The 22,829-nt window shown below is 65.2% G+C and carries 20 protein-coding genes and 1 pseudogene; 9 read left to right on the top strand and 12 right to left on the bottom strand.

Annotation, left to right across the window (positions count from 1 at the left end):
• Positions 1-160 precede the first annotated feature (160 nt).
• Positions 161-3,625, bottom strand: coding sequence for an AAA family ATPase (locus tag IVA87_RS04270; protein ID WP_247332821.1), 3,465 nt, complete (start codon positions 3,623-3,625; stop codon positions 161-163).
• Between the two features lie 200 nt (positions 3,626-3,825).
• Between IVA87_RS04270 and IVA87_RS04265 the strand changes: the two are divergent.
• Positions 3,826-3,942, top strand: a pseudogene (locus tag IVA87_RS04265) (LLM class flavin-dependent oxidoreductase); the annotation flags it as partial.
• Between the two features lie 29 nt (positions 3,943-3,971).
• Here IVA87_RS04265 and IVA87_RS04260 read toward each other — a convergent pair.
• The gene (locus IVA87_RS04260; protein ID WP_247332820.1) at positions 3,972-4,997 is read right to left on the bottom strand and encodes a histone deacetylase family protein; all 1,026 of its coding nucleotides are present in this window, start codon (positions 4,995-4,997) and stop codon (positions 3,972-3,974) included.
• 380 nt (positions 4,998-5,377) lie between these two features.
• Between IVA87_RS04260 and IVA87_RS04255 the strand changes: the two genes are divergently transcribed.
• From IVA87_RS04255 to IVA87_RS04240, 4 genes are all read left to right on the top strand, one after another.
• Positions 5,378-5,611, top strand: a complete 234-nt coding sequence (locus IVA87_RS04255; RefSeq protein WP_091884042.1) for a hypothetical protein — start codon at positions 5,378-5,380, stop codon at positions 5,609-5,611.
• A 10-nt stretch (positions 5,612-5,621) separates the two neighbouring features.
• Entirely contained in the window at positions 5,622-5,798 is a 177-nt protein-coding gene (locus tag IVA87_RS04250) for a hypothetical protein (protein WP_247305023.1), read from the top strand.
• 268 nt (positions 5,799-6,066) lie between these two features.
• Positions 6,067-7,656 carry a gamma-glutamyltransferase gene (locus IVA87_RS04245; protein ID WP_247305635.1) on the top strand — a complete coding sequence of 530 codons (1,590 nt, stop codon included), beginning with the start codon at positions 6,067-6,069 and terminating at the stop codon, positions 7,654-7,656.
• A 148-nt stretch (positions 7,657-7,804) separates the two neighbouring features.
• The gene (locus IVA87_RS04240) at positions 7,805-8,056 is read left to right on the top strand and encodes a hypothetical protein (RefSeq protein ID WP_247332819.1); all 252 of its coding nucleotides are present in this window, start codon (positions 7,805-7,807) and stop codon (positions 8,054-8,056) included.
• Between the two features lie 56 nt (positions 8,057-8,112).
• On the opposite strand, the gene IVA87_RS04235 is transcribed toward IVA87_RS04240, so the two are convergent.
• From IVA87_RS04235 to IVA87_RS04220, 4 genes are read right to left on the bottom strand one after another with little or no spacing between them, the layout of a single operon-like run.
• Positions 8,113-9,399, bottom strand: a complete 1,287-nt coding sequence (locus IVA87_RS04235) for an FAD-binding oxidoreductase (RefSeq protein WP_247305018.1) — start codon at positions 9,397-9,399, stop codon at positions 8,113-8,115.
• Positions 9,400-9,411: 12 nt separating this feature from the next.
• On the bottom strand, positions 9,412-10,143 hold the full coding sequence (locus IVA87_RS04230) for an amino acid ABC transporter ATP-binding protein (protein ID WP_247305016.1): 732 nt from the start codon (positions 10,141-10,143) through the stop codon (positions 9,412-9,414).
• Entirely contained in the window at positions 10,140-10,793 is a 654-nt protein-coding gene (locus IVA87_RS04225) for an amino acid ABC transporter permease (RefSeq protein WP_247305632.1), read from the bottom strand. Before IVA87_RS04225 ends, IVA87_RS04230 begins: the two co-directional genes overlap by 4 nt.
• A 17-nt stretch (positions 10,794-10,810) precedes the next feature.
• Positions 10,811-11,569, bottom strand: coding sequence for an ABC transporter substrate-binding protein (locus IVA87_RS04220; protein ID WP_247305013.1), 759 nt, complete (start codon positions 11,567-11,569; stop codon positions 10,811-10,813).
• Positions 11,570-11,748: 179 nt separating this feature from the next.
• On the opposite strand from IVA87_RS04220, the gene IVA87_RS04215 reads away from it, so the two are divergent.
• A complete protein-coding gene (locus tag IVA87_RS04215; RefSeq protein WP_247305011.1) occupies positions 11,749-12,405 on the top strand; it encodes an XRE family transcriptional regulator in 657 nt (218 codons plus the stop codon).
• A 165-nt stretch (positions 12,406-12,570) separates the two neighbouring features.
• Here the strand turns inward: IVA87_RS04215 and IVA87_RS04210 are convergent, their stop codons facing one another.
• The gene (locus IVA87_RS04210) at positions 12,571-13,836 is read right to left on the bottom strand and encodes a D-amino acid dehydrogenase (RefSeq protein WP_247305010.1); all 1,266 of its coding nucleotides are present in this window, start codon (positions 13,834-13,836) and stop codon (positions 12,571-12,573) included.
• 71 nt (positions 13,837-13,907) lie between these two features.
• Entirely contained in the window at positions 13,908-15,236 is a 1,329-nt protein-coding gene (locus tag IVA87_RS04205) for an aspartate aminotransferase family protein (protein WP_247332818.1), read from the bottom strand.
• Positions 15,237-15,395: 159 nt separating this feature from the next.
• On the opposite strand from IVA87_RS04205, the gene IVA87_RS04200 reads away from it, so the two are divergent.
• Positions 15,396-15,944 (top strand): cupin domain-containing protein, encoded by a 549-nt coding sequence (locus IVA87_RS04200; protein ID WP_247280835.1) that lies wholly within the window; start codon positions 15,396-15,398, stop codon positions 15,942-15,944.
• Between the two features lie 228 nt (positions 15,945-16,172).
• On the opposite strand, the gene IVA87_RS04195 is transcribed toward IVA87_RS04200, so the two are convergent.
• Genes IVA87_RS04195 through IVA87_RS04185 form a run of 3 tightly spaced genes read right to left on the bottom strand, consistent with a single transcriptional unit; the run spans position 16,173 to position 19,976 of the window.
• Positions 16,173-18,434: a xanthine dehydrogenase family protein molybdopterin-binding subunit gene (locus IVA87_RS04195; protein ID WP_247332817.1), complete on the bottom strand. Its 2,262-nt coding sequence runs from the start codon at positions 18,432-18,434 to the stop codon at positions 16,173-16,175.
• Complete coding sequence (locus IVA87_RS04190; protein ID WP_247305004.1) at positions 18,427-19,482, bottom strand: xanthine dehydrogenase family protein subunit M; 1,056 nt, start codon at positions 19,480-19,482, stop codon at positions 18,427-18,429. The genes IVA87_RS04195 and IVA87_RS04190 overlap by 8 nt, the downstream gene beginning before the upstream one ends.
• The gene (locus IVA87_RS04185) at positions 19,479-19,976 is read right to left on the bottom strand and encodes a 2Fe-2S iron-sulfur cluster-binding protein (protein WP_247305002.1); all 498 of its coding nucleotides are present in this window, start codon (positions 19,974-19,976) and stop codon (positions 19,479-19,481) included. The genes IVA87_RS04190 and IVA87_RS04185 overlap by 4 nt, the downstream gene beginning before the upstream one ends.
• 240 nt (positions 19,977-20,216) lie before the next feature.
• Between IVA87_RS04185 and IVA87_RS04180 the strand changes: the two genes are divergently transcribed.
• A complete protein-coding gene (locus IVA87_RS04180; protein ID WP_247305630.1) occupies positions 20,217-20,858 on the top strand; it encodes a TetR/AcrR family transcriptional regulator in 642 nt (213 codons plus the stop codon).
• A 55-nt stretch (positions 20,859-20,913) separates the two neighbouring features.
• On the opposite strand, the gene IVA87_RS04175 is transcribed toward IVA87_RS04180, so the two are convergent.
• Entirely contained in the window at positions 20,914-22,179 is a 1,266-nt protein-coding gene (locus IVA87_RS04175) for an MFS transporter (RefSeq protein WP_247305001.1), read from the bottom strand.
• A gap of 176 nt (positions 22,180-22,355) precedes the next feature.
• Between IVA87_RS04175 and IVA87_RS04170 the strand changes: the two genes are divergently transcribed.
• Complete coding sequence (locus tag IVA87_RS04170; RefSeq protein ID WP_247304999.1) at positions 22,356-22,775, top strand: hypothetical protein; 420 nt, start codon at positions 22,356-22,358, stop codon at positions 22,773-22,775.
• The last annotated feature ends 54 nt before the right edge of the window (positions 22,776-22,829 follow it).

Below are 22,829 nucleotides of genomic sequence, written 5' to 3'. Positions count from 1 at the left end.
CGCAGTCATAGCCGCGCTGGGAGACGCTGCAAACTCACAAACGGAATCAAGGTAAAATGAAACGAAGCATTCGCCATCCGCCTGGAACCCCGTTCAATGCCCCGAAAACGCAGCGGTGCCAGTGCAGAAGCGCGCACCCTCTGCGGCAAGATCGCTCATGTCAGGGGACGACCTGTTCACGAACGGGCGCCTCCGCACCGAGGTCGTTGATCAGTTGCATCGCCTGCTTCAGGTCCGGCGTGTAGAAGCCCTCGCTGAACCTGCCGACGATGGGCACAAGCAGGAGACTTGCGTGCTCGCGCCTGCCGGCCTCGTGCCACAGCCGTGCCAGGCTGACGGCGGTGCGAAGCTCCCAGGACAATGCGCCCTGCTTGCGCGCGGTCTCCAGCGACAGGCCGAACATATCCTCGGCCTCCCGCACCGATGCCGGGGCACCGTCCGACAGCGTGATCTCGCCTTGCAGGCGATAGACTTCGGCGAGGTAGGAGTGATCGCCGGTCCGTCTTGCGGTCGCGAGCGCGCCGTCCAGTGCCCGCAAGGCAGCGTCGCGCATCCCGAGCTTGGCATAGGACTCCGCGAGCAGGCAACGAAACCAGCAGCCGGCGAGCCAGGAATCCATCGCCTCATACTCGTCGAGGCCGACGCGCATCTGGCTGAGGCCTTCGTCGGCTTCGCCGAGCTGAGCCAGTGCCCAGCCGCGCAGGATCGCCGCCTGCTGCTTCCAGTGCAGGAAATTGTGCTCGGTGGCGATGATCATCGCGCGATTGGCGTGATCACGCGTGCCCTCGACGTCGCGCAAATGCTGGCGGAGATAGGCGCCGAACACGAGTGCGAAGGCGAGCGTGAAGGGATGTCGGATCTTCTCGGCGTTCGCGATCGCCTGCTCGCTGTGCTGGCGCGCCGCGTCCGGACGGCCGAGGAACCACAGAAGATACCCGAGATAGGACAGCGAGACCACGCCGGGATCGATGCCGTGGCGCTCCATCAGACCGGAATGCAGGTCGGGACTGTAGAGGTTGATGCAGCGATGCAGATGATGCTGCGCGGCGGCAAAGCGGCCGCGATAGAGCATGGTCATCGCGATCGCGCGGTGCGCCTCGATCAGATAACCGGTCTGCTGCGCCGGCTCCGCCCGCTGGTTCAGCCGCTCGCGCTTGGCGAATCTCAACAGCTCGACGCTGAGATCGTGCGCGCGCGTGAGATCGGCGCGGATGAAATGGCACACCCAGAGCCCGCGCGTGGCGGCGAAGGCCTTTTCGTCGTCGTCGAGTTGCTGGCCAAGTTCGAGCGCGCGGATGTAGTTCTGCTCGACCTCCTGCACGGCATAGCCTTTGGCGGCGATCAGGGCGGTGCCGAGTGCGATCCGGAGCTCGAGCTCGATCTGGTCGGCGCCCTGCACGCGCGCATTGGCCTGCACGACGCTCAAGCCGCGGCGCAGATGACCGATCGCTTCCAGATTGGCGCCGCTCTTGGCCGCCTGCTTGCCGGCCTTGAGCCAAAAGCTGGCGGCACCCTCGCTCTGGCCGGATTCGGTCAGGTGATAAGCGAGCAGCTCCGGTTCGCGCTCGGTCTTCTCCGGATACATCTCGGCGAGCACCTGGGCGATCCGGGAGTGCAGCTTGCGGCGCTCGCTGTGCAAGAGGCTCGCATGCGCGGCGTTCTGGATCATCACGTGCTTGAAGGAGTAGAGCGCGTCCGGCGGATGGCCGCGGCGCATGATCAGGCCCGCCTGCTCCAGGTGATTGAGCGCGGCTTCGATCTGCTCGGCTGGCGTGTTGGCGACTGCGTGCAGCGTCTCGTAGGAAAACTCGCGCCCGATCGTGGCGCCGATCTGGGCGACCCGCTTGAACGGTCCCATGCGGTCCAGTCGCGCCATCAGCGAGTCCGTCAGGGTCGCCGGGATCGCGAGCTGCCGCCACGGACCCGACAGCACGTAGCGCCCGTGCCGCTCGGTCAGGAGGTTGGATTCTAGGACCGTCTTGGTCAGCTCTTCCAGGAACAGCGGCACGCCGTCGGTCTTGACGATGATCTCCTCGACGACCTCCTTGGGCAGCTCCCTGCCGGCGACGCGCTCGACCAGCGTCGTGCGCAGCGGCCGGCTCAGGCGGTTCAGCACCAGGGTCGTGATGTGCGAATGCGCGTTCCAGCTCGGCTGGAATTCGGATCGCGCGGTGATGATGACCAGGATCGGCCGGTTCTGCACCCGCTCGACCAGCAGGTCGATCACCTCGCGTGAGGTCGGGTCGATCCAATGCAAATCCTCGAACGCGATCACCAACGGCATCTCGCGCGCAAGGCCCAGGAAGTGATTGACCAGCGCCGTGACGGTCGCATCCTTCTGCTGCTGCGGCGAAAGGTCGAGCCGCGGATAGCGGTCGCCGGTCGGTATCGACAGCAGCGCGGCAAACAGCGGCGCGACCTGCTCGATGTCGCCATGCGCGGTGGCGATCGCGGTCTCCAGGCTCGCCAGCGACAGCGCGGACGCATCCTCCCGATCGAGGCCGAGGGAGAATTTGAGCTGCTCGACGAACGGATGGAACGCCGTGGAGGTGTAGTAAGGCGAGCACTGGAGCGAGACCTGGCCATGGCGATCGGCGGATATCCGCGCGAAGATTTCCTGGATGATGCGCGACTTGCCGATGCCGGGCTCGCCGAACTTGACGACGACCTGGCCGTCGCCGTCTTTGGCCTGCTGCCAGCGTCCCATCAGCAGCGCGATCTCCTCCTCGCGGTTGACGAGCGGCGTCAGCCGCGTGCCCATGGCGGCGGCGAAGCGGGTCTCCATCCGCGAGGCGCGCACCACGTGCCAGGCCTGCGCTTTCTCGGAGATGCCCTTCAAGTCATGGACGCCGAGACTGCGGTAGTCGAACTTCCCCTTCAGCAGCGCTTGGGTCGATGCGGAGATCACGACTCCGTTGGGCGGCGCCAGGCCTTGCAGCCGCGCGGCGAGATTGACGGTTTCTCCGACCGCGGAATCGCGCTCTTCGGTGCCCTGTCCGACGAGATCGCCGACCACGACGAGGCCGGTCGCAATCCCGATGCGGACGGCGGGCGAGTGGCTGAGCGCACCGCGCGGCTCGATCGCGTGCGCGCTCGACAGCACCCGCACGATCTCGAGCCCGGCGCGAACTGCGCGCTCGGCATCGTCCTCATGAGCGGTCGGATAGCCAAAATAGATCAGGATACCGTCGCCGACGAAACGAGCGGCAAAGCCCTCGTAATGCTTGACCACGCGGACGCAAGTTTCGCGGAAGCTCGCAATCATGTCGCGCACGTCTTCCGGATCGAACTGAACCGATAGCGAGGTGGAATCCACCATGTCGCAGAACATGGTGGTGAGCTGGCGTCGTTCCGCGCCGACCTCCGGCCGCGTTAGCGGCGGCGCCACTGCCGCCGAAGGCTCTGCCGTTTCGGCCTGGAACAGCGCCGACATGGCTCGCTGAAGCCGCTTGCGATCACCGAGCGGCAATCCGAGCTCGACCAGATCGGATTCGGTCAGGTCCGGCATGACGTCGAGATCGAGACGGTGCTGCGCAAAGAGATCGGTGTAGTGGCCGAGACCGATGCCCTCGAGCCAGCGCTTCAGCCCGCTCTCCGTTCCCGTGCCCGGCTCGTTCTCCAGCATGGTGATTTCTGCCCGACCATCATTCCGTCGAAGAACCCCCCTCAACCATAGATTTGGGGCCCGACTTCACCTCAGACTGGACGCGTTCCCTAACTCTTTCGAAGAATAGCTCAATCAGATCAGAAGGGAATGGCGTTGTCGGATGTTATCCCGATCTGACCGCGGACGAACTGCAGCGATATTGAAGCTGGCGGCGCCGTCTCGTCGGCAGCTATGAGGAGGTCGGCGCAAGATCGAAGGATTGTACGGCGAAGGGATTGACCACGATCATGCTCGACATGGTCGCGGACGAAGCCGAGATGCAGCACGTCGGCTAGGCGTTCGCGGCGAGCGGGATGTTTGAAGCTCACCGCGCCTCTTCGAATCCTGCCAGCACTGAGGTGAGGTTCGCGCCCAAAATATCCGAGAGATAGCCACCCTCCTGCACGAACACGGTGGGCAGGCCCATCTTCGCGATGGCCTGGCCGATGCGGCGGAAGCCTGGTGTGGTGACGGCCAATCCCTTCAGCGGGTCGTGTTCGGAGGCATCGAGACCGAGGGCGACGACGAGCGCGCCCGGCGCAAACGACTCGATCGCCTTGCGCGCAACGTCCAGCGCCTGCATGTAGCCATCATCGCCGGTGCCGATGGCGAGGGGAATGTTGAGGTTGGTGCCGAGACCCGGACCCTCGCCGTGCTCATGGGCATAGCCCCACACGAACGGATAATATGCAACCGGATCGGCATGGATCGAGATCGTGTAGACGTCAGGCCGCCCGTAGAAGATGCCTTGCGTGCCGTTGCCATGATGGACGTCGACGTCGAGGATGACGACACGCTCGTGCTTCTGCCGTAGATGCGCCGCCGCGATCGCACTGTTGTTGAGAAAGCAGAAACCGCCCGCCATGTCGCGATAGGCGTGATGGCCCGGTGGACGGCAGAGCGCATAGGTCGCATCCTCGCCGTCCATCACCATCTGCGCCGCGGTGACCGCGACGTCGGTCGCGGCACAGGCGGCCGCCCACGTGCCCGGCCCGATTGGCGCCGCCGTGTCGGCGGTGTGCCAGCCGAGCTTGCCGACGATATGGGTGGGATAAGTCGCCGCGTGGCGCACCGGATGGATATTGCCGATCATCTCCGGGCCGGAATCGCCGAGCGCCGTCCAGGCCTCCCAGGCTTCGCTCAGGAAGGACAGATATTCCGGACTGTGGATGCGCGCGCGGGGTCCCTGCCCGAATTTCGTCGGCTCGACCAGCTGATGCTTGCCGTCCCTCAATCCCTTGAGCAGGCGATCGGCGCGCTCGGGCTGCTCGGTGGTGCGCTTGACGACCCCGCGAACCAGGAAGAATTGCGGATCATGGCTGCGGTGCAGCTCAGTATGGACGGCTTTCACTCGAAAACTCCGTGGGTCGCATGGTCTTAATGTGCCGCAGAGTCTTGATCCCCGCGGCGGCCAGATGCAAGCCTCCAGGCCGCGACGACGTCGTGCTCTTGTAATCCGCAATGAACATGGTGCCGTTCCGATCGAAGCGGATGGCATTCCCGACGCTGCCTTCGCGAAGGACCCATGTCGCCCCCCGGCTTTCGTCGGAGGTTGTTCCAAGCCGCCCAAGCGCGGTCCAGTTGATCATCACCCGCCTGTGATTAAACCTGTAACGACCTCGCCGGCGACCAATCTCCGTAAATTCCCTTACCGGGTTCGACCCGAATGTTTCGCGAATGCCTCGGGTGGTATCAATTTGCCATCCCAATCGCTCCCTACAGGAGGCGTAGATGGTCCAGGTCTACTTTCACTGCTCCAATACCGAGGGCACCCTGATCGATCGCTACGGCGCCGCCGTCTCCAATCTCACCGAGGCCCGCGACCGCGCCGCCCAGATCATGCGATCGATGATCCTGACGCCGAGCAACGAGGACTGGCGCGACTGGGTGATCCATGTCAGCGATGACGACGGCGAGGAGATTTTCGATCTTCCCTTCACCGCCATGCTCGGCAAGCCGCATTGAGGTGATGCCAATGTTGCTCCCTTCACTGAGCCTCCTTCGCCAGCCCCTGAACTTCGTGGCCACCAAGTGGCAGACCTTGATCCGGGTCGCCGGTGACCCGTACCGCCCCGAGCTTCACTACATGCGCGGGCCCGGCCCGAAATGGCGCGCCAAGTATCGGGCCAGCCGGTTGAACCGCTCGCTCTGAGCGGCAGCTCCGCGTCGTCCTATTCGCTGCGTGTTCGTCATGGCCGGGCTCGTCCCGGCCATCGCCGTTCTTGGGCCGCTTGCGGGAGACCTGGATGTTCGGGTCAAGCCCGGGCATGAGGGCTTGGCAGGCGGTTGCCACCCCGCACCATCCCGCGTCTGCCTCACACCAGCCATGTCGCTCCTCGCTTTGGATGTTCTCGTTGTCGGCAGTGTGCCATTGTCCGCGCGCCTAGCCAGCCAAGACAACCGAAGACAAAGACGACATCATGCCTCACCAGTTCAGCCGCGCCCAGCACATCCGCAAACCCGCAGTCAGAGCCAAGGGCGGCATCGTCGCCGCGCAATCGCGGCGGGCGGCCGAGATCGGCGCAGACGTGCTAGCGGCAGGCGGTGACTGTGTTGACGCCGTCGTCGCTACGACCTTCGCGCTGAACGTGCTGGAGCCCTGGATGAGCGGCATGGGCGGCGGCGGCGCGATGGTGCTCTACCGCGCCAAGGACAATCGCTACGAAGTGATCGACTACGGCATGTGCGCACCGCAGAGCCTGCGCGTCGCCGACTATCCGATTACGGGCGAAGGCGCCGCCTCCGACCTGTTCCCCTGGCCGCGGGTTAAGGACGATCGCAACATTCACGGGCCTGGCTCGATCGCGGTGCCCGGCGTCGTCGCCGGCATGGAGGAAGCGCATCGCCGCCACGCCAGGATGCCGTGGAAGGATCTGGTCGCGCCCGCCGCGACGATCGCCGGCGAAGGCCTCCTGGTCGACTGGTGGACGACGCTCATGATCGCGAGCTCCGCCGCTGAGCTCCGGCGCTATCCCGCCAGCGCGGACATCTTCCTGAGGGACGGCCTGCCGCCGAATGCGCCCTGGGGCATCAAGGCCGAGACGCGGCTGCCGCAGGACAAGCTGAAGGCAACGCTGGCCCATCTCGCAGCCGCTGGCCCGCGCGATTTTTACGAGGGCGACCTCGCGAGAAGCATTGCATCCGACATCAAGGCCGACGGCGGCTCGCTGTCGACGGAGGATCTCGCCGCGTTCCGCAGCCACCTGCGCGAGCCGCTGGCGATTCCCTATCGCGCCGGCAAGGTGTTTGCGACGCCGGAGCTCACGGCCGGACCGACGATGGCGCATGCGCTACGCCTGTTGCAGCAGAACCTGAAGCCGGGCGGCACACCGGACGCGGCCGCCTACGCCGAATATGCGCTGGCGCTGCAATCGGCCTATCGCCAGCGGCTGGGCGACATGGGCGATGCCGATGGCAAGCGCTCGCTCGGCGCGGAATACCTGGCGCCGGCCTGCACCACCCACTTCTCCGTGGTCGATCGCCACGGCAACATGGCCGCGGTGACGCAGACGCTGCTTTCCACCTTCGGCTCGAAATACGTCACGCCGCACACCGGCATCCCCATGAACAACGGCATCATGTGGTTCGATCCGACACCTGGCACCACCAACTCGCTCGCACCTGGCAAGCGTTGTCTCACCAACTACACGCCCGTCATCGCCGAGACCCCGGATGGCAAGCGCCTCGCGGTCGGCGCCTCGGGCGGCCGCCGCATCCTGCCGGCGGTGATGCAACTCGTCTCCTTTGCGATGGATTTTGGCATGGACCTCGATGCCGCCATCCACCAGCCGCGCATCGACGCCAGCGAAGGCGCGGTCGTCATCGGCGATGCGCGCCTGCCGGCGGACGCGCGCAAGACGCTGGCGGCGCGATTCGACTATCAGGAAACGCAGATGCAGGCGCTACCGATGAAGTTCGCCTGCCCGAGCGTGGTGATGCGCGAGGGCGAGACCAATTCAGGCGCGGTCGAGATTTTCCAACCGTGGGCCGAAGCGGTGGTGGAAGGCTGAGCGCACGGATGCACTGTGCCAACGCGGATCGAACTGGTGCGCGATTGCGCGTCTGCGCGAGCGTCACGACTCCTCCACATTGGCAGGGAACTTACCTGCCCACCGTTCGTTCATTGAACGGACAAATGCGCTCGCCCCAGTGGAGGACATGATGAAGAAACTTGCGCTCGCCGCGTCGCTGATCGTTGCAGCCGGCCTCACATTTGCCGGCCCTGCCCTGCCCAAGGGCGGTCATGGTCATGGTCATGGTCATGGTCATGGACACGGGCACGGTCATGGCCATGGCCACGCGATGGGCCATTATCACCATGGCACGCCGCCGGGATGGTACCACGGGCGCAAGGTCGGCTGGCGCGGCATGGGCTGCCCGCCCGGCCTGTGGAAACAGGGCCGCTGCTGAACATCGGATCGAGCAAGGCGCTGCGTCGGCGGCGCCTTCTCTACATCTCTAACGATCTAGATGCCTAACCGATCTCGCACGCGGCCCGCGATGACGGCGCTCGTCACGCCGAGCGGCCAGAGCGCGTGCATCGGGATCGGCTTAATGCCCGTGATGGGCATGTCGATCTCCACCTTTGGCCCGCCGATCAGCCTGCGCGCGAGCTGCGCGCCCATCGCGGTGGAGAGCGCAACGCCGCGGCCGTTGCAGCCGAGCGAGATCAGGATGTTCTCCGCGGGCTCATGCACATGCGGATAATGATCGCCGGTGATCGCGAGCCGGCTGTTCCAGCCATGCGTCCAGGCGACGCCCTTGAGCTGCGGCCATAGCCGCTCGGCGTAGCGCATGAGGTAGGCGACGTCGTTCGGCGAACTTATCCAACGCATCGGGCCGCGGCCGCCCATCAACAGGCGGTTCTGCTGATCGATGCGGTAATAGACTGTGATATGGCCGCTCTCGTAGAGCACGGGACGTGTCGGCATGATCGAGCGCGCGACAGCGTCAGGGAGCGGCGTGGTGGCGGCGATCGAGGAAAACACCGGCACGATGGTGCGGCGAAGTGCCGGCCAGAGATCGTCGGTGAAGCCGTTGGTGGCGAGCAGGACTTTTTCGGCATGCACGATCGCGCGCGGCGTCGCGATGCGCCAGCGCGTGCCGTCGCGGCGCAGCGACAGCGCCGGCGTCTCACCAAAAACCCTCGCGCCGGCCGAGATCGCCGCGCGCGCGAGGCCGCGAGCATAGCTGAGAGGATGCAGATCGCCGCCACGCGTGTCCAGCATCGCCCCGATATAGCGATCGGTGCCGGTCATCTCGCGCAACTGCTCGCGGTTCAGGAATGACACCGGCATGCCGCGGCGGATGCATTGCTGCGCGGTGTTCTCGATCGCGGCGGCGCTGGCCTCGTAATAGGCGGCGCGCAGCGTGCCGTTCTGCCGCGCCTCGCAGGGAATCTGGTAACGGCGGATCAATTCGTGGGTGAAATTCGTGGTGCCGTAGGAGAAGTCGATCATACGGCGGCCGAGATCTGCGCCGAAATCGGCCTCGATCTGATCGGGGTCGTGCTTCAATCCGGGATTGGTGTGGCCGCCATTGTTGCCGGATGCGCCCCAGCCGGGCTCCTGCGCCTCCAGCACCAATGCCTCGACACCCTGCTCGGCCAGATGCAACGCCGTGGACAGGCCGGTATAGCCGCCGCCGACGATCGCGACGGAGACGGTCTTGTCGACATCGAGCGGCGGCATGGCGACCGGCGCGATCGCGGTGTCGGCATAGACAGAGGGCGGCAGAGGCAGGCGCACGTTCATGGCGAAGACCGATCAGAGCGGATGCAGCACGCGGCGCAAAAAATCCTGCGTGCGCGGATGCCGGGGTTGATTGAGCAATGCCTTGGCCGGCCCCTGCTCGACGATGACGCCGCCGTCGATGAACAGCACGCGATCGGCGACGTCGCCGGCAAAGCCCATCTCGTGGGTGACGACGACCATGGTCATGCCGTCGTCGGCGAGCTTGCGCATCACGCCGAGGACGTCGCCGACCAGTTCAGGGTCGAGAGCCGAGGTCGGCTCGTCGAACAGGATCGCCTTGGGCTGCATCGCCAGCGCCCGCGCGATCGCGACGCGCTGCTGCTGGCCGCCTGAGAGTTGCGGCGGATGCGCATCGGCCTTCTCGGCGAGCCCGACCTGGGCGAGCAGCGCGCGGCCGCGCTCCAGCGCCTGCGCACGCGCCTCCTTCTTCACATACAGCGGCCCCTCGATCACGTTCTCCAGCACCGTGCGGTGTGGAAACAGGTTAAAGCGCTGAAACACCATCGAGACCTGGGTACGGATGTTCACGATTGACGGCGCGTCGCGGTCGACCTTCAATCCCTCGACACTGATCTCGCCGCGGTCGTAGCTTTCGAGGCCGTTGATACAGCGCAGGATGGTCGACTTGCCGGAGCCTGATGGCCCGATGATGCAGACCACCTCGCCCTTCTGAACGGAGGCCGTGATGCCCTTGAGCACCTCGACTTTGCCAAAGCTCTTGTGGACGTCGTTCAGTTCGATCATCGCTTGCCGGCCCGCTTCTCGAAGTGACGGACCAGCAGGATCAAGGGAATGCTCATGGTGAGATACATCAGCGCAACAAGGGTGAACACGCTGGTGTTCTTGAACGTCGACGAGGCGATCAGCTTGCCTTGCAGGGCAAGCTCGGCGACGGTGATGGTGGAGGCCTGCGAGGAATCCTTCAGCATCATGATCATGACGTTGCCATAAGGAGGTAGCACGATGCGGACCGCCTGCGGCAGCACAACGCGGCGCATCGTCAGCCACCAGCCCATGCCGATCGACTGCGCCGCTTCGATCTGTCCTTTGTCAATCGCCTCGATACCGGCGCGGAAATTCTCGGCCTGATAGGCCGAGTAGGCAATGCCGAGCCCCAGGATTGCGGCCTGCAAGGCCGACAACGTGACGCCGAGATCCGGCATCACGAAGTAGAGATAGAACAACAGCACGATGATCGGGATGCCGCGGATCACATTGATCAGGCTGGCGCTGAGCATCGACAGCACCTTGATGCCCGAGACCCGCATCATCGCCCAGACGAGGCCGAGCACCGTCGAGAGCAGCAGCGAGCCGACCGTGACGATGATCGTCAGTGCGACGCCGTTCAACAGGATCGGGAAGAACTCGACGGTGTCGCGCCAGAAGCCTTTCATCGGCCAGCCTTCATCGATCAACCTTGCGCCTTCAGACCCCATTTATCCAGGATCTTGGCAATGGTGCCGTTGGCCTTGAGCTTCGCGAGCGATGCGTTGATCTTGCCGAGCAGCGCGGTCTCGCCCTTGCGCACGCCAATGCCGACCGAGCCGACCGTGACGGCCTTGTAGCCGTCGACCAGGCGCACTTCGGGGAAGCCGCCCTGTTTCAGATTGTAGGCGAGGATCGGATAGTCGGCATAGCCGGCCTTGAGGCGGCCCGTGTTCACGTCGCGCAGGATGTCGGGAATGGTGTCGTAGGCTTTGACCTCGGCGAACAGGCCGGACTTCTTCAGCGCGTCAACGAAGGCGGTGCCGACCTGGGCGCCCACGGTCTCGCCCTTCAGATCTTCCTGAGACGCATAGGCCTTGGTGTCGCTCTTCGGCACGACGAGGCCCTCGCCGTAAGTGTAGATCGGGTCGGAGAAGTCGACGACCTCCTTGCGCGGGGGCGTGATGAACATCGCAGCGGCGATGATGTCGATCTTGCTCGAGGTCAGCGACGGAATCAGCGCCGAGAACTGCATCGGCTCGATCTGTACGTTGAAACCGGCATCCTTGCCGATCTCGGTGACCAGATCGACCATGATGCCCTGAATGGTATTGGTCTTGGTGTCGAGGAAGGTGAAGGGAATGCCTGTCGGCGTCGAACCGACTTTCAGCACCTGCTGGCCCGAGGCCGGAGCCACGGCTGCAATCGCCAATGCCGCGACCGCGGCCAGACCAAAACGCTTCATCACATCCCCCTTTGGGCCTGGCCGATGGCGGCGCTCGCGCATGTTGTGATCAGACGTTGCGGGCCACGCCGTTTCGGCCTATTTTCACCGATATGAAAATTTGGTCACACTTTCGCGGCGCGCGCAAGCGGTTTTCATGCACATGAAGGAAGCGGTCTGACGTGAGCGGTGGCAAAAGAATGCGCAAGCCGGCCGCCGCCAAGTCGGCCAAGAAGGTGAAGGCCAAGACTAGCCTCAAGGCCATCACCAAGCCCGCCGAGCCGGCGATGGACGTCGCGGTTGGCCGCCGCATCAGGGATCTCCGGCGCGTCAGGGAGTTTTCGCTGGAGACGGTGGCGGCGCGCACCTCACTTTCGATCGGCTTCCTCAGCCAGATCGAGCGCGGCATGTCGTCACCCTCGCTGCGCGTGCTGGCGACGCTCGCAGACGTGTTCGGCGTCGGCATCGCCGCATTGTTCGGCGCGAGCCCCAGCGCCGACGGCGCATCGGACCAGGTGGTGACGCGGGGGCTTCAGCGGCCCGAGCTGAAGCTCTGGCGCAGCGGCGTCTCAAAGCAGTTGCTGAGTCCGGCGAGTGCCGACAACAAGCTCAATTTGTTCCTGGTGCATCTGGAGCCCGGCGGTTCGACGGGCGACGAACTCTACACCCATGATGGCGAGGAGGCCGGGCTGGTGCTCGAAGGTGAGATGATGCTGACGGTAGACAGCGAGACGTGGTCGCTGAAGACCGGCGACAGCTTTCGCTTCGCGAGCCGGCGGCCGCACCGGTTTTCCAATCCTGCGCAGGATGCCAAGGCGGTGGTGCTGTGGGTGAATTGCGTGACGGGGGCAGGGTAGCCCCGTGTTTCGCTTCTCTCGCCGCACTCGGCGTTGAGAGAAATGCGCCGCGCCGCCTCCACATCGTCATTGCGAGGAGCCCTTGCGACGAAGCAATCCAGAGTGTCGCCGCGGAAAGATACTGGATTTGCTTCGCTGCGCTCGCAATGACGAGCGGATGGAGCTTTAGCCAAACCGATGCGCGTACCGGTCCACCGTCAGCGCGCTGACGTCGATGTCTGGATTCCTGCCCGACAGCATGTCGGCGAGCACGCGCCCCGAGCCGCAGGCCATGGTCCAGCCGAGCGTGCCGTGGCCGGTGTTGAGATGGAGGTTGGCGTATTGCGTCGGACCAATCACGGGCGGGCCGTCCGGCGTCATCGGGCGCAGGCCGCTCCAGAAGATCGCCTTGGCAAGATCGCCGCCGCGTGGAAACAGGTCGGTGAGCGAATGATCGAGCGTAGCGCGGCGTGCATCGTAGAGCTTGCTCGAATAGCCGGAGATTTCCGCGGTGCCGCCGACGCGGATGCGATTGCCGAGGCGGGTGATCGCGACCTTGTAGCTCTCGTCCATCACGGTGGATTCCGGCGCGCCGGAGGCGTCCTTGATCGGCACCGTGATCGAATAGCCCTTCACCGGATAGACCGGGAGCGAAATGCCGAGCCGGGCCACGAGCCGCGACGACCAGCTTCCGAGCGCGAGGACGTAAGCGTCTGCCTGCAACAGGCCGGCACTGGTCGCGACACCGCTGACCTGCGCCCCGTCGGTGACGATGCGATCGATGCTCGTGTTGAACATGAAGCGCACGCCGAGCGCCTCGGCATGCTTGGCCAGCGCCTGCGTGAACATGTGGCAGTCGCCGGTCTCGTCCTGGGGCAAGCGAAGCCCGCCGACGAACTTCTCCTTCACGCCGCCGAGCGCCGGCTCGACCGCGATGCAGCCCTCGCGGCTCAGCAGCTCGAACGGCACGCCGTACTGCTTGAGCACGGTGATGTCCTCAGCCGTGCCATCGAGCTGCGCCTGATAGCGGAACAGTTGCAGCGTTCCCCGCGAGCGTTCGTCATACTGAATACCGATGTCGCGGCGCAGATCGCGCAAGGCATCGCGGCTGTATTCCGCGATCGGAATCATCCGGCTCTTGTTGACCGCATAGCGCGCGCTGGTGCAGTTGCGCAGCAGCTTGAGCAGCCAGACCCACATGACAGGATCGAGCTTCGGCCGGATCACCAGCGGGCCGTGCTTCATCAACAGCCACTTGACCGCCTTCACCGGCACGCCTGGGCCGGCCCAGGGCGAAGAATAGCCGGGCGACACCTCGCCGGCATTGGCGAAAGAGGTCTCCAGCGCCGGCTCCGGCTGGCGGTCGACGACCGTCACCTCATGACCGGCACGCGCAAGATAGTAGGCAGAGGTGACACCGATGACACCGCTGCCGAGGATCAAGACTTTCACGCTTCGTCAAACTCCCGCGGCATCACGCGCGCCGCTGCAAGAAGAAACTCCGTGAACCGCAGGAGCAATTATTAGGCCACCTTCTTGATGGCATCGCCGAGGATCGAGACCATCTGGTCGATGTGGCTCTTCTCGACGATGAGCGGCGGCGACATCGCGAAGCTGTCGCCGCTCATGCGCAGGTAAAGCCCCGTGTTGAAGCAGTCGACCATCACGTCGTAGCCGCGCGCGCCGACGACGCCGTCGCGCGGCGCGAGCTCGATCGCGCCCATCAGGCCGCAATTGCGGATGTCGACGACGTTCGGCAGGCCTCTGAGCGAATGCAGCGCATCGCGCCAATATTCGGCGATCGACGCGCCGCGCGTGAGCAGGCCTTCGTCCTTGTAGATGTCGAGCGTCGCGATGCCGGCGGCGCAGGCGGTCGGATGCGCGGAATAGGTGTAGCCGTGGAACAGCTCCATCTGGTTCTCGGGGCCGACCATCAGGCCGTCATGTACCTTGCGGCTCGCGAACACCGCGCCGCAGGGAATGGTGCCGTTGGTGATGCCTTTGGCCGTCGTCATCAGGTCCGGCGTGACGCCGAAGAAGTTGGCGGCAAATGGCGTGCCGAGCCGGCCGAAGCCAGTGATGACCTCGTCGAAGATCAGGAGAATGCCGTGCTTGTCGCAGATTGCGCGCAGGCGCTGGAGATAGCCCTTCGGCGGCGGCAGCACCGCGGTCGAACCCGGCACCGGCTCGACGATGACGGCGGCGATCGTCTCGGCACCGTGCAGGCCGACAAGACGCTCGAGATCGTCAGCAAGCTCGGCGCCGTGCTCAGGCTGATCCTTGGCGAAGGCATTGCGAGTGAGATCGTGGGTGTGACGGATATGGTCGACGCCCGGCAGCAGGGTGGCGAAGGCGCGGCGATTGGCGACCATGCCGCCGACCGAGGTGCCGCCGAAGCCGACGCCGTGATAGCCGCGCTCGCGGCCGATCAGGCGGGTGCGGCTCGCCTGACCGTTGGCGCGATGATAGGCCAGCGCGATCTTCAGCGCGGTGTCGACCGACTCGGAGCCGGAGTTGGTGAAGAAGACCCGATCGAGGCCCTTCGGCGCGATCTCGGCGAGACGCTCGGCGAAGTCGAACGCCAGCGGATGGCCCATCTGGAACGACGGCGCAAAGTCCAGCGTCATGAGCTGGCGCTCGACCGCAGCCGCAATCTGCTTGCGGCCATGGCCAGCATTGACGCACCACAGGCCGGCGGAGCCATCGATCACCTTGCGGCCATCGACGGTGGTGTAGTGCATGCCCTCGGCCGAGGAGAACAGGCGGGGCGCCTTCTTGAACTGACGGTTGGCCGTGAACGGCATCCAGAACGAGTCGGTCTTGATAGTGTTCGGAATCTGATGAAGGGTCACGGCCGCGCTCCTTTGCTGACTTGCCAGCAGAGCCACGGCTTACAAAGCGCAACAAGTCCTTTTCTGATCAGCTGCAAGCCATTGATTTAACTGGAGCTGCCGGTCCATATTTGCGCGATCCGCAACACTTGCAACACGGATCAAGGCAAGGACCAAGGCATGAGCGTCGACATCGGTGGACGGCTGCGATTCATCCGGGCGCGCAACAAGCTGTCGCAGCGTGAGCTGGCAAAACGCGCCGGCGTCACCAATTCGACGATTTCGCTGATCGAATCCAACCAGATGAACCCGTCGGTCGGCGCGCTCAAGCGCATCCTTGACGGCATCCCGATGGGACTCGCCGAGTTCTTCGCGCTGGAGCCGGAGTCGAGGCGCAAGATCTTCTACCGCGCGGAGGAACTGACCGAGGTCGGCAAGAAGCCGATCTCCTACCGGCAAGTCGGCGACAATCTGTTCGGCCGCAGCCTCCAGATCCTGAAGGAGCGCTACGAGCCCGGCAGCGACACCGGGCGCGTCCACCTCGTCCATGACGGCGAGGAAGGCGGCATCGTGATCTCCGGAAAGCTCGAAGTCACCGTGGAGGACGAGCGGCGCATCCTCAACCCGGGCGATGCCTATTATTTCGAGAGCCGCCGCCCGCATCGCTTCCGCTGCGTCGGCGGCAAGCCGTGCGAAGTGATCTCGGCCTGCACGCCGCCGACGTTCTGATACGGGCGGTTCGCCCCCTCTCCCGCAGGCAAGCGGGCTACCGTATTCACGCATCTCTGTCGGAGCCATTCGCCGATTAAGCCCAAAAAGTGAGTCATCCGAGTCACTTGTCTCGATTCTGCAGCGCGTGAGCGTCCAAAACCTGGCTTTTGCTAAGTCATTGAGGATGATTCCATTTTCGAGATGTGTGAATCTGGTAGGGCAAGCGGGAGAGGTCAAGAAGAAGCCTCAACGCTGCGTCAGCAACTCCTCGATCCGGATCGGGAAGCGGCGGACGCGCACGCCGGTCGCATGCCAGACCGCGTTGGCGACCGCGCCGGCACTGCCGGTGATGCCGATCTCGCCGACACCCTTGATGCCCAGCGCATTGACGTGGGGGTCATGCTCCTCGATCGTGATCACGTCGAGCGGCGGCACGTCGGCGTTCACGGGAATGTGGTACTCGCCGAGATTGGCGTTCATGATGCGACCGGAGCGGCGGTCGGTGATGGCCTCCTCGTGCAGCGCGAAGGACAGACCCCAGATCATGCCGCCGAACAGCTGGCTCTGCACCATCCGCGGATTGACGATGCGTCCCGCCGCGAAGGCGCCAACCATGCGAGTGACCCGGACCTGACCGAGCTCGGGATCGACCTTCACCTCAGCGAACACTGCGCCGTGGGCGTGCATGGCGTATTCCTCCATCGCTGCAGGGTTCGGCGCGCCGGTGCCGCGCGCCTCGACCTCGGAGATGCCAGCGCGGGCCAGGATCTCGGCATAGCTCTCGCCGCGGCTTTCGTCGTCGCGTCGAAACAGCTTTCCGTCGCGCGCAACTACGCCGGCATTGCCGGCGCCGAACAGTGGCGAGCGCTCGTCATTCGTGGCGAGATCGGCGAGCTTTGCAATCACGGCCGCCCCGGCGCTGTGGATCGCCGCACCCGCGGTCGCCGTGTGCGCCGAGCCACCAGCGATGCCCCCGTCGGGCAGGTCCGAGGTACCGGCCTTGAATTCCACGCGGTCGATGTCGAGCCCGAGTTCGTCGGCCGCGATCTGGGCCAGCGCGGTCCAGGCGCCCTGCCCCATGTCATGCGCGCCGATCTCCATGGCGCCGGAGCCGTCACGACGGATCACCGCGCGCGCTTCGGCCTGGAACATCAGCGCCGGAAAGGTCGCGGTGCCCATGCCCCAGCCGACCAGCAGGCCGGCACCGTCGCGCATCTGCCGCGGCTGCAGCGGACGCTTCGCCCAGCCAAACCGCGCCGCGCCCTGCTCGTAGCAGGCGCGCAGCGCCTTGGACGAGAACGGTTTTCCGGTGATCGGCTCGACCTCGGCATAGTTCTTCAGGCGGAAGGCGAGCGGATCCATGCCGCAGGCCCATACCATCTCGTCGATCGCACTTTCGAGCGCGATCGATCCCGTCGCCTCGCCAGGCGCGCGCATGAACAACGGCGTGCCGGTGTTGACGCGGACGGCGTCATGTGAGGTGCGGATTGCAGGCGCTGCATAGAGCGTGTGTGAGGCATCGGCCGCGGGCTCGTAAAAATCATCGAACGTGCTCGATACGGTTCTGGCGTGATGATCGAGCGCGGTCAGGCGCCCCTCGCCGTTCGCGCCGATGCGCAGCCGCTGACGCGTCGGCGCGCGGTGGCCCACCGGGCCATACATCTGCTCACGGCGCAGCACGAGCTTGACCGGCCTGCCGACCAGCTTGGCAGCCATCAAGCCGAGGATCTGCGGACCGGTCAAGAATCCCTTCGACCCGAAGCCGCCACCGAGAAAGGGGCTGCGGATGTGAATCTTCTCGGGCGCGAGGCCGAACAGCTCGGCGACGCGCGCGCGGGCCATCACCATGGCCTGGCTCGGCGTGTCAATGGAGAGTGTATCGCCGTCCCAATGCGCCACGATCGCGTGCGGCTCCATCGCGTTGTGATATTGCGGCCTCGTCTCGTAAACCGCGTCGATCTGCTTCTCGGCAGAGGCAAGGCCCGCCTCGACATCGCCCTGGTGATGCTCCGCGGGATTGCCGACGCCGACCACCGGCGGCACGAAGCTTTCGCCGGCGTCGAGGCCGACAAGCGGGGGCAGCGTCTCGTATCGCGGTGCCAGCAGCGCCGCGCCTTCCGTCGCGGCCTCCAGCGTCTGCGCGATCACGACGGCGATCGGCTGGTTCGCGTAGCGGACCTCATTGCTCTGCAACACCTCCATCCGGAACACGAACGGGTTGGTCTTGATGTCCGGGTCGATCGCGAGCGCTGGCTTGTGGTCGGGGGTCATGACGTCCACGACGCCGGGATGGCGCTTGGCGGCGGCGACGTCGAGCGAGGTCACGTGACCCCGCGCGATACTGGCCACGGCCATCACCGCAAACAGCATGCCGGGCGGATGATTGTCGGCGGCATAGGTCGCTCGCCCCGTGACCTTGAGGACGCCGTCACGGCGCGTCAGCGGTTGGCCGATATTCGATCCGTGGCGCAGATGGGCGGGCGCACTCGTGAGATTGAGCTCAGGCATGGACGGCTCCGGAAGTCGAGGCAAAGGGAGAGGCCGGCAGTGCCGGCAGGCGCGCGGGCGTGCCCGCCGCGGCCAGGGTCAACGCGCGCACGAGAATTCGGCGCGCGAGCTCGATCTTGTAAGCATTGTCACCGGACGGCTTCGAATCAGTGAGCGCGCGCCAGGCGGCGTCCCGGAAGGCGTCGACCGTGGGCGCGACATTCCTGAGAACGTCCTCCGCGGCGCGGGCACGCCAGGGCTTTGCCGCGACGCTGCCAAGTGCAAGCCGTGCCTCGGCGATCTTGCCGTTCTCGATCCGCAATGCGGCGGCGGCCGATACCACGGCAAAGGCATAAGACGTACGCTCACGAACCTTGAGATAGCGCGCATGCGCGGCAAAGCTGCGCGCCGCAGGCGGCAGGCGCACCGCAATGATGAGGTCGCCGGGTTCGAGCGCCGTATCGCGCTCCGGGGTGTTGCCGGGCAGGCGGTGCAGTTCGTCGAGCGCGATCTCGCGCCGGCCGGTCCTACCCTCGATCTCGACAACGGCGTCGAGTGCGACCAGCGGGACGCAGAAATCGGACGGATGCGTGGCGATGCAGCTCTCGGTCCAGCCGAGCACGGCATGACTGCGGTTCTCGCCGCCGCGGGCGTCGCAGCCGCTGCCGGCCTCGCGCTTGTTGCAACGGCTCGCCGTGTCATAGAAATACGCGCAGCGCGTCCGTTGCAAGAGATTGCCGCCGACCGTGGCTGCGTTGCGCAGTTGCGCGGATGCACCGGAGAGGAGCGCTTCGGCGACCGCGGGATACGATCTCGCGAATTCGGAATCATGCGCGAGATCGGCGTTGCTGACGAGCGCGCCGACGCGCAACGACCCGTCGGCGAGACGTTCGATCCGATCGAGTCCATCAAGATGCGTGACGTCGACGAGACGATCCGGACGGCTGACGCCGCCCTTCATCAGATCGAGCAGATTGGTGCCGGCGGCGAGATAGACGGCGCCCGGCTGGGCCGCGGCGGCAATGGCCTCGGCAACCGTGCCGGGCCTGACATAATCGAACGGTTTCATGCGGAGCGCCTCTGATTGGATTCGTCCATGCGTCCTTGCGCGTCAAGCACGGCATCGACGATGCCGGCATAGGCGCCGCAGCGGCACAGATTGCCGCTCATGCATTCGCGGATGCGCTCGGGTTCGTTGCCGTGCTGCGCCTCACTCATCATGCCGATGGCGCTCATGATCTGGCCGGGTGTGCAGAAGCCGCACTGGAAGCCGTCGTGGGCGATGAAGGCGGCCTGCACGGGATGAAGCTGGTCGCCGCGCGCAACGCCTTCAATGGTGAGAATGTCGGCGCCATCATGACTGATGGCGAGCGCGAGGCAGGAATTGATGCGCTTGCCGTCGGCGAGAATGGTGCAGGCGCCGCACTGGCCGCGGTCGCATCCCTTCTTGGTTCCGGTCAGATGGAGGCGCTCACGCAGAAGATCGAGCAGCGTGACGCGGGGGTCGTCGAGGACGAAGTCGCGCCGCGCACCGTTCACGGTGAGGCTGATGGAGTGGTTCATACAAGGCTCCGATCAGATATGGTCATGAGTCATCGCGCAGCGTGCCACCGCCGTGGCCGCGGCCGATACGCAGCGGCCAGGCGGGAGCCGGGGCCAACACTCGAGGGAAGATACGGAGGCACCCTCCGCTTAACAAGGGCCGCCGCGAAAATATTGGAATTCGTCAAAGCCCGTGCGCAAACAAGGCGATGCATCCTAGCCAGGGTTCAATCTAACCAATTCGTGATCTACACTGCCGGCATGGACGACCAGACCGACCAGACCCGAAAGCCCCGCGCCGATGCCGTGCGCAATCGCGAGCGCGTGCTCGAAGCCGCGAAAGCCGTGTTCAGCGCGGGCGGCCCGGAGGCAAGCCTCGAAGCTGTGGCAAAGCGTGCCGGCGTCGGCATCGGCACGCTCTACCGGCATTTCCCGACACGCGAGGATTTGTTCGAGGCGGTCTACCGCCGCGAGGTCGAGCAGCTCAGCGAGCTCGCCGAGCATCTGCGAAGCGCCAACGATCCGGTCGACGCGCTGCGACGGTGGCTGCGCTCCGCCGTCGAATTCGTTGCCACAAAGAAAGGCATGTCGGCCGCGCTAGCGCTGACCTATCAGAGCTCGTCGGAGCTCGCCGCCTTCTCGATGGAGCGGCTGACCAAGGCGATCGGCTCATTGCTCGACCGCGCGGTCGCAGCCGGTCAGATGCGCGGCGATGTCAGCCCGGAGGACCTGCTCAGGGCCCTGATCGGCATGTGCTACATGCACGACCAGCCCGGCTGGCAGTCCTCGGTGCTGCGCATGCTCGACGTGTTCGTGGACGGGCTGCGGGTGCAGCCCGGCACCAAAGCCAGGACGCGCGCCGCCGCCAAACCTGCGAAGCGGGGCGCGAAGCGCAAGCGATAGCCGACGGCGGCTACAAGATCACCGGAGGCTCGCTGCTGAAAGCCGGACAGGAGGCCTAAGTCGCAAAGCCCGGGCCGGCCTTGACCGCATTCATCCGCGCGCGAATCAGCAGCGCTACGACGATGCCGATGTTCAGCGCGTTCCACGCCACGCCGTTCGCAAACGCCGCGGCATACGAGCCGCTGGCATCGAAGATGACCCCCGACACCCAGCCGCCGAAGGACATGCCGAACACGGACGCAAAGATCACGATGCCGACGCGCGTCGCGGCTTCGCTCGCCGGCATCGCCTCGCGCACGATGATGGCATAGCTCGGCACGATGCCACCCTGGAACAGGCCGAACATCGCGGAGATGAGATAGAGCGAGGTGAGGCTGTCGAAAAACAAATAGAATACCAGCGCAAAGCCTTGCGCCAGCGATCCCACCAGCAGCGTGCGGATACCGCCGATCTTGTCGGCGAGATAGCCCGAGCCGATCCGGCTGACGATGCCGCAGCCCATCATCAGCGACAACATCTCGGCGCCGCGCGCGACGCCATAGCCAAGATCGCCGCAATAAGCGACGATATGCACCTGCGGCATCGCCATGGCGACGCAGCAGGAGATGCTGGCAATCGAGAGCAGCACCGTCAGTGTGTTGGTCGACAGCTTCAGATCGATCTGGGGCGGCGGTGCATTGGCGTGATCGCGGATATGATCGTCGCTCATCTGCGCGCGGAGGACGAGGACCAGAAGTGCCATCGTGCTCGCGCAGACGATACCGATGCCGATATGGGTGTAGCGCCAGCCGGCAGTCTGTGTGCCCCAGCTCACGATCGGCGGCCACATCGTGCCGGCGACATAATTGCCACTGGCGACGATGGTCACGGCCAGCCCACGATAGCGCTCGAACCAATGCGAGGCTTCCGCCATCAGCGGCGCGAAGGTCGCGGAGGTGCCAAGGCCGATCAGGAAATACGCCGCCACGAACTGCCAGAGCTGAGTTGATAAGCCCGCGAGCACATTGGCGACGCCGAGGAAGGCGATGCTGATTGCCATCGCGGGCACGATGCCGAACCGGTCGGTGATCTTGCCGGCGATCACGCCGCCCAGCCCGAAACCGAACATCATCAGCGTGAAGGCCAGCGACACCGCGCCGCGTGTGGCACCGAATTCCGCCTGCACCACGGGAATCACGACCACGACCGCCCACATGCCGACGGCGCCGATCGAGCCGATCACAAGCGCAGTCGCGAGCCGCATCCAGGCCTGACGGGAATCAGGCGTGAAGGAGGCCGGTCTCTGTCCTGGGTGATTTGGCGCAAGCACGGTCGGGACCATGTTCGCTGGATGCTTTATGGTCAAGCATCGTGGCGCGATATTGGGCATGCGCGGTGCACTGCGGTAAGAAGGAGCTTGGCGAAGGCGCGTTTTGCCATTAATTTGCAATCAGCGTGTGCAACACTGCCGCGCGGGGAACTTAACGACGCAAGATGTTGCTGCGATTGACACGATCGATGCGGATCAAGCTGGGGCGCTTCGTTGCCTTGGCCTATCTGTTCTGCGTGGTCGCGCCGGCAGCAGGCCTCGCCTGGAGCAATGGCCCGGCGCCCTGCCTCGATGAGGCCGTGCTGGCTGAGCTCGTGCCGGCGCATCACCAGATGGCGGCCAGCCACGCGCATGACGGCACCTCGGATCACCACGCCGGATCACATACGCATCACCGGACCGCCGACCAGGACGCGCCAGCCTCGCATGATCATGGCGGCAAGGGAACAGTCGGACCCTGCTGCGCGATGATGTGCGTGAGCGCGCTGCCGGCCGATCTGCCCAGCGTGGCCAAGCCGCTTCTGCCTGTCTCCGCCTGTGCGCCCGAGATCGTGGCGATCCTGCACAGCGCAGCGCCGCCCCTGCACTACCGTCCTCCCATCGCCTGATCTGACGCGACGGCATCAGGTCGCGCGCATCCCCGCGCGAGCGTGTGGTCTTAC

This window comes from Bradyrhizobium sp. 147, assembly GCF_023073935.1.
Taxonomy (GTDB): Bacteria; Pseudomonadota; Alphaproteobacteria; order Rhizobiales; family Xanthobacteraceae; genus Bradyrhizobium.
This window is presented reverse-complemented; position numbering and strand designations above follow the sequence as displayed.

Excerpts from the sequence above, each read along its gene's own strand:
- IVA87_RS04270 (WP_247332821.1), bottom strand. The coding sequence starts at position 3,625 with ATGCTGGAGAACGAGCCGGGCACGGGAACGGAGAGCGGGCTGAAGCGC.
- IVA87_RS04255 (WP_091884042.1), top strand. The coding sequence starts at position 5,378 with ATGGTCCAGGTCTACTTTCACTGCTCCAATACCGAGGGCACCCTGATC.
- IVA87_RS04250 (WP_247305023.1), top strand. The coding sequence starts at position 5,622 with ATGTTGCTCCCTTCACTGAGCCTCCTTCGCCAGCCCCTGAACTTCGTG.
- IVA87_RS04245 (WP_247305635.1), top strand. The coding sequence starts at position 6,067 with ATGCCTCACCAGTTCAGCCGCGCCCAGCACATCCGCAAACCCGCAGTC.
- IVA87_RS04240 (WP_247332819.1), top strand. The coding sequence starts at position 7,805 with ATGATGAAGAAACTTGCGCTCGCCGCGTCGCTGATCGTTGCAGCCGGC.
- IVA87_RS04235 (WP_247305018.1), bottom strand. The coding sequence starts at position 9,399 with ATGAACGTGCGCCTGCCTCTGCCGCCCTCTGTCTATGCCGACACCGCG.
- IVA87_RS04230 (WP_247305016.1), bottom strand. The coding sequence starts at position 10,143 with ATGATCGAACTGAACGACGTCCACAAGAGCTTTGGCAAAGTCGAGGTG.
- IVA87_RS04225 (WP_247305632.1), bottom strand. The coding sequence starts at position 10,793 with ATGAAAGGCTTCTGGCGCGACACCGTCGAGTTCTTCCCGATCCTGTTG.
- IVA87_RS04220 (WP_247305013.1), bottom strand. The coding sequence starts at position 11,569 with ATGAAGCGTTTTGGTCTGGCCGCGGTCGCGGCATTGGCGATTGCAGCC.
- IVA87_RS04215 (WP_247305011.1), top strand. The coding sequence starts at position 11,749 with ATGCGCAAGCCGGCCGCCGCCAAGTCGGCCAAGAAGGTGAAGGCCAAG.
- IVA87_RS04200 (WP_247280835.1), top strand. The coding sequence starts at position 15,396 with ATGAGCGTCGACATCGGTGGACGGCTGCGATTCATCCGGGCGCGCAAC.
- IVA87_RS04195 (WP_247332817.1), bottom strand. The coding sequence starts at position 18,434 with ATGCCTGAGCTCAATCTCACGAGTGCGCCCGCCCATCTGCGCCACGGA.
- IVA87_RS04190 (WP_247305004.1), bottom strand. The coding sequence starts at position 19,482 with ATGAAACCGTTCGATTATGTCAGGCCCGGCACGGTTGCCGAGGCCATT.
- IVA87_RS04185 (WP_247305002.1), bottom strand. The coding sequence starts at position 19,976 with ATGAACCACTCCATCAGCCTCACCGTGAACGGTGCGCGGCGCGACTTC.
- IVA87_RS04180 (WP_247305630.1), top strand. The coding sequence starts at position 20,217 with ATGGACGACCAGACCGACCAGACCCGAAAGCCCCGCGCCGATGCCGTG.
- IVA87_RS04175 (WP_247305001.1), bottom strand. The coding sequence starts at position 22,179 with ATGGTCCCGACCGTGCTTGCGCCAAATCACCCAGGACAGAGACCGGCC.
- IVA87_RS04170 (WP_247304999.1), top strand. The coding sequence starts at position 22,356 with ATGCGGATCAAGCTGGGGCGCTTCGTTGCCTTGGCCTATCTGTTCTGC.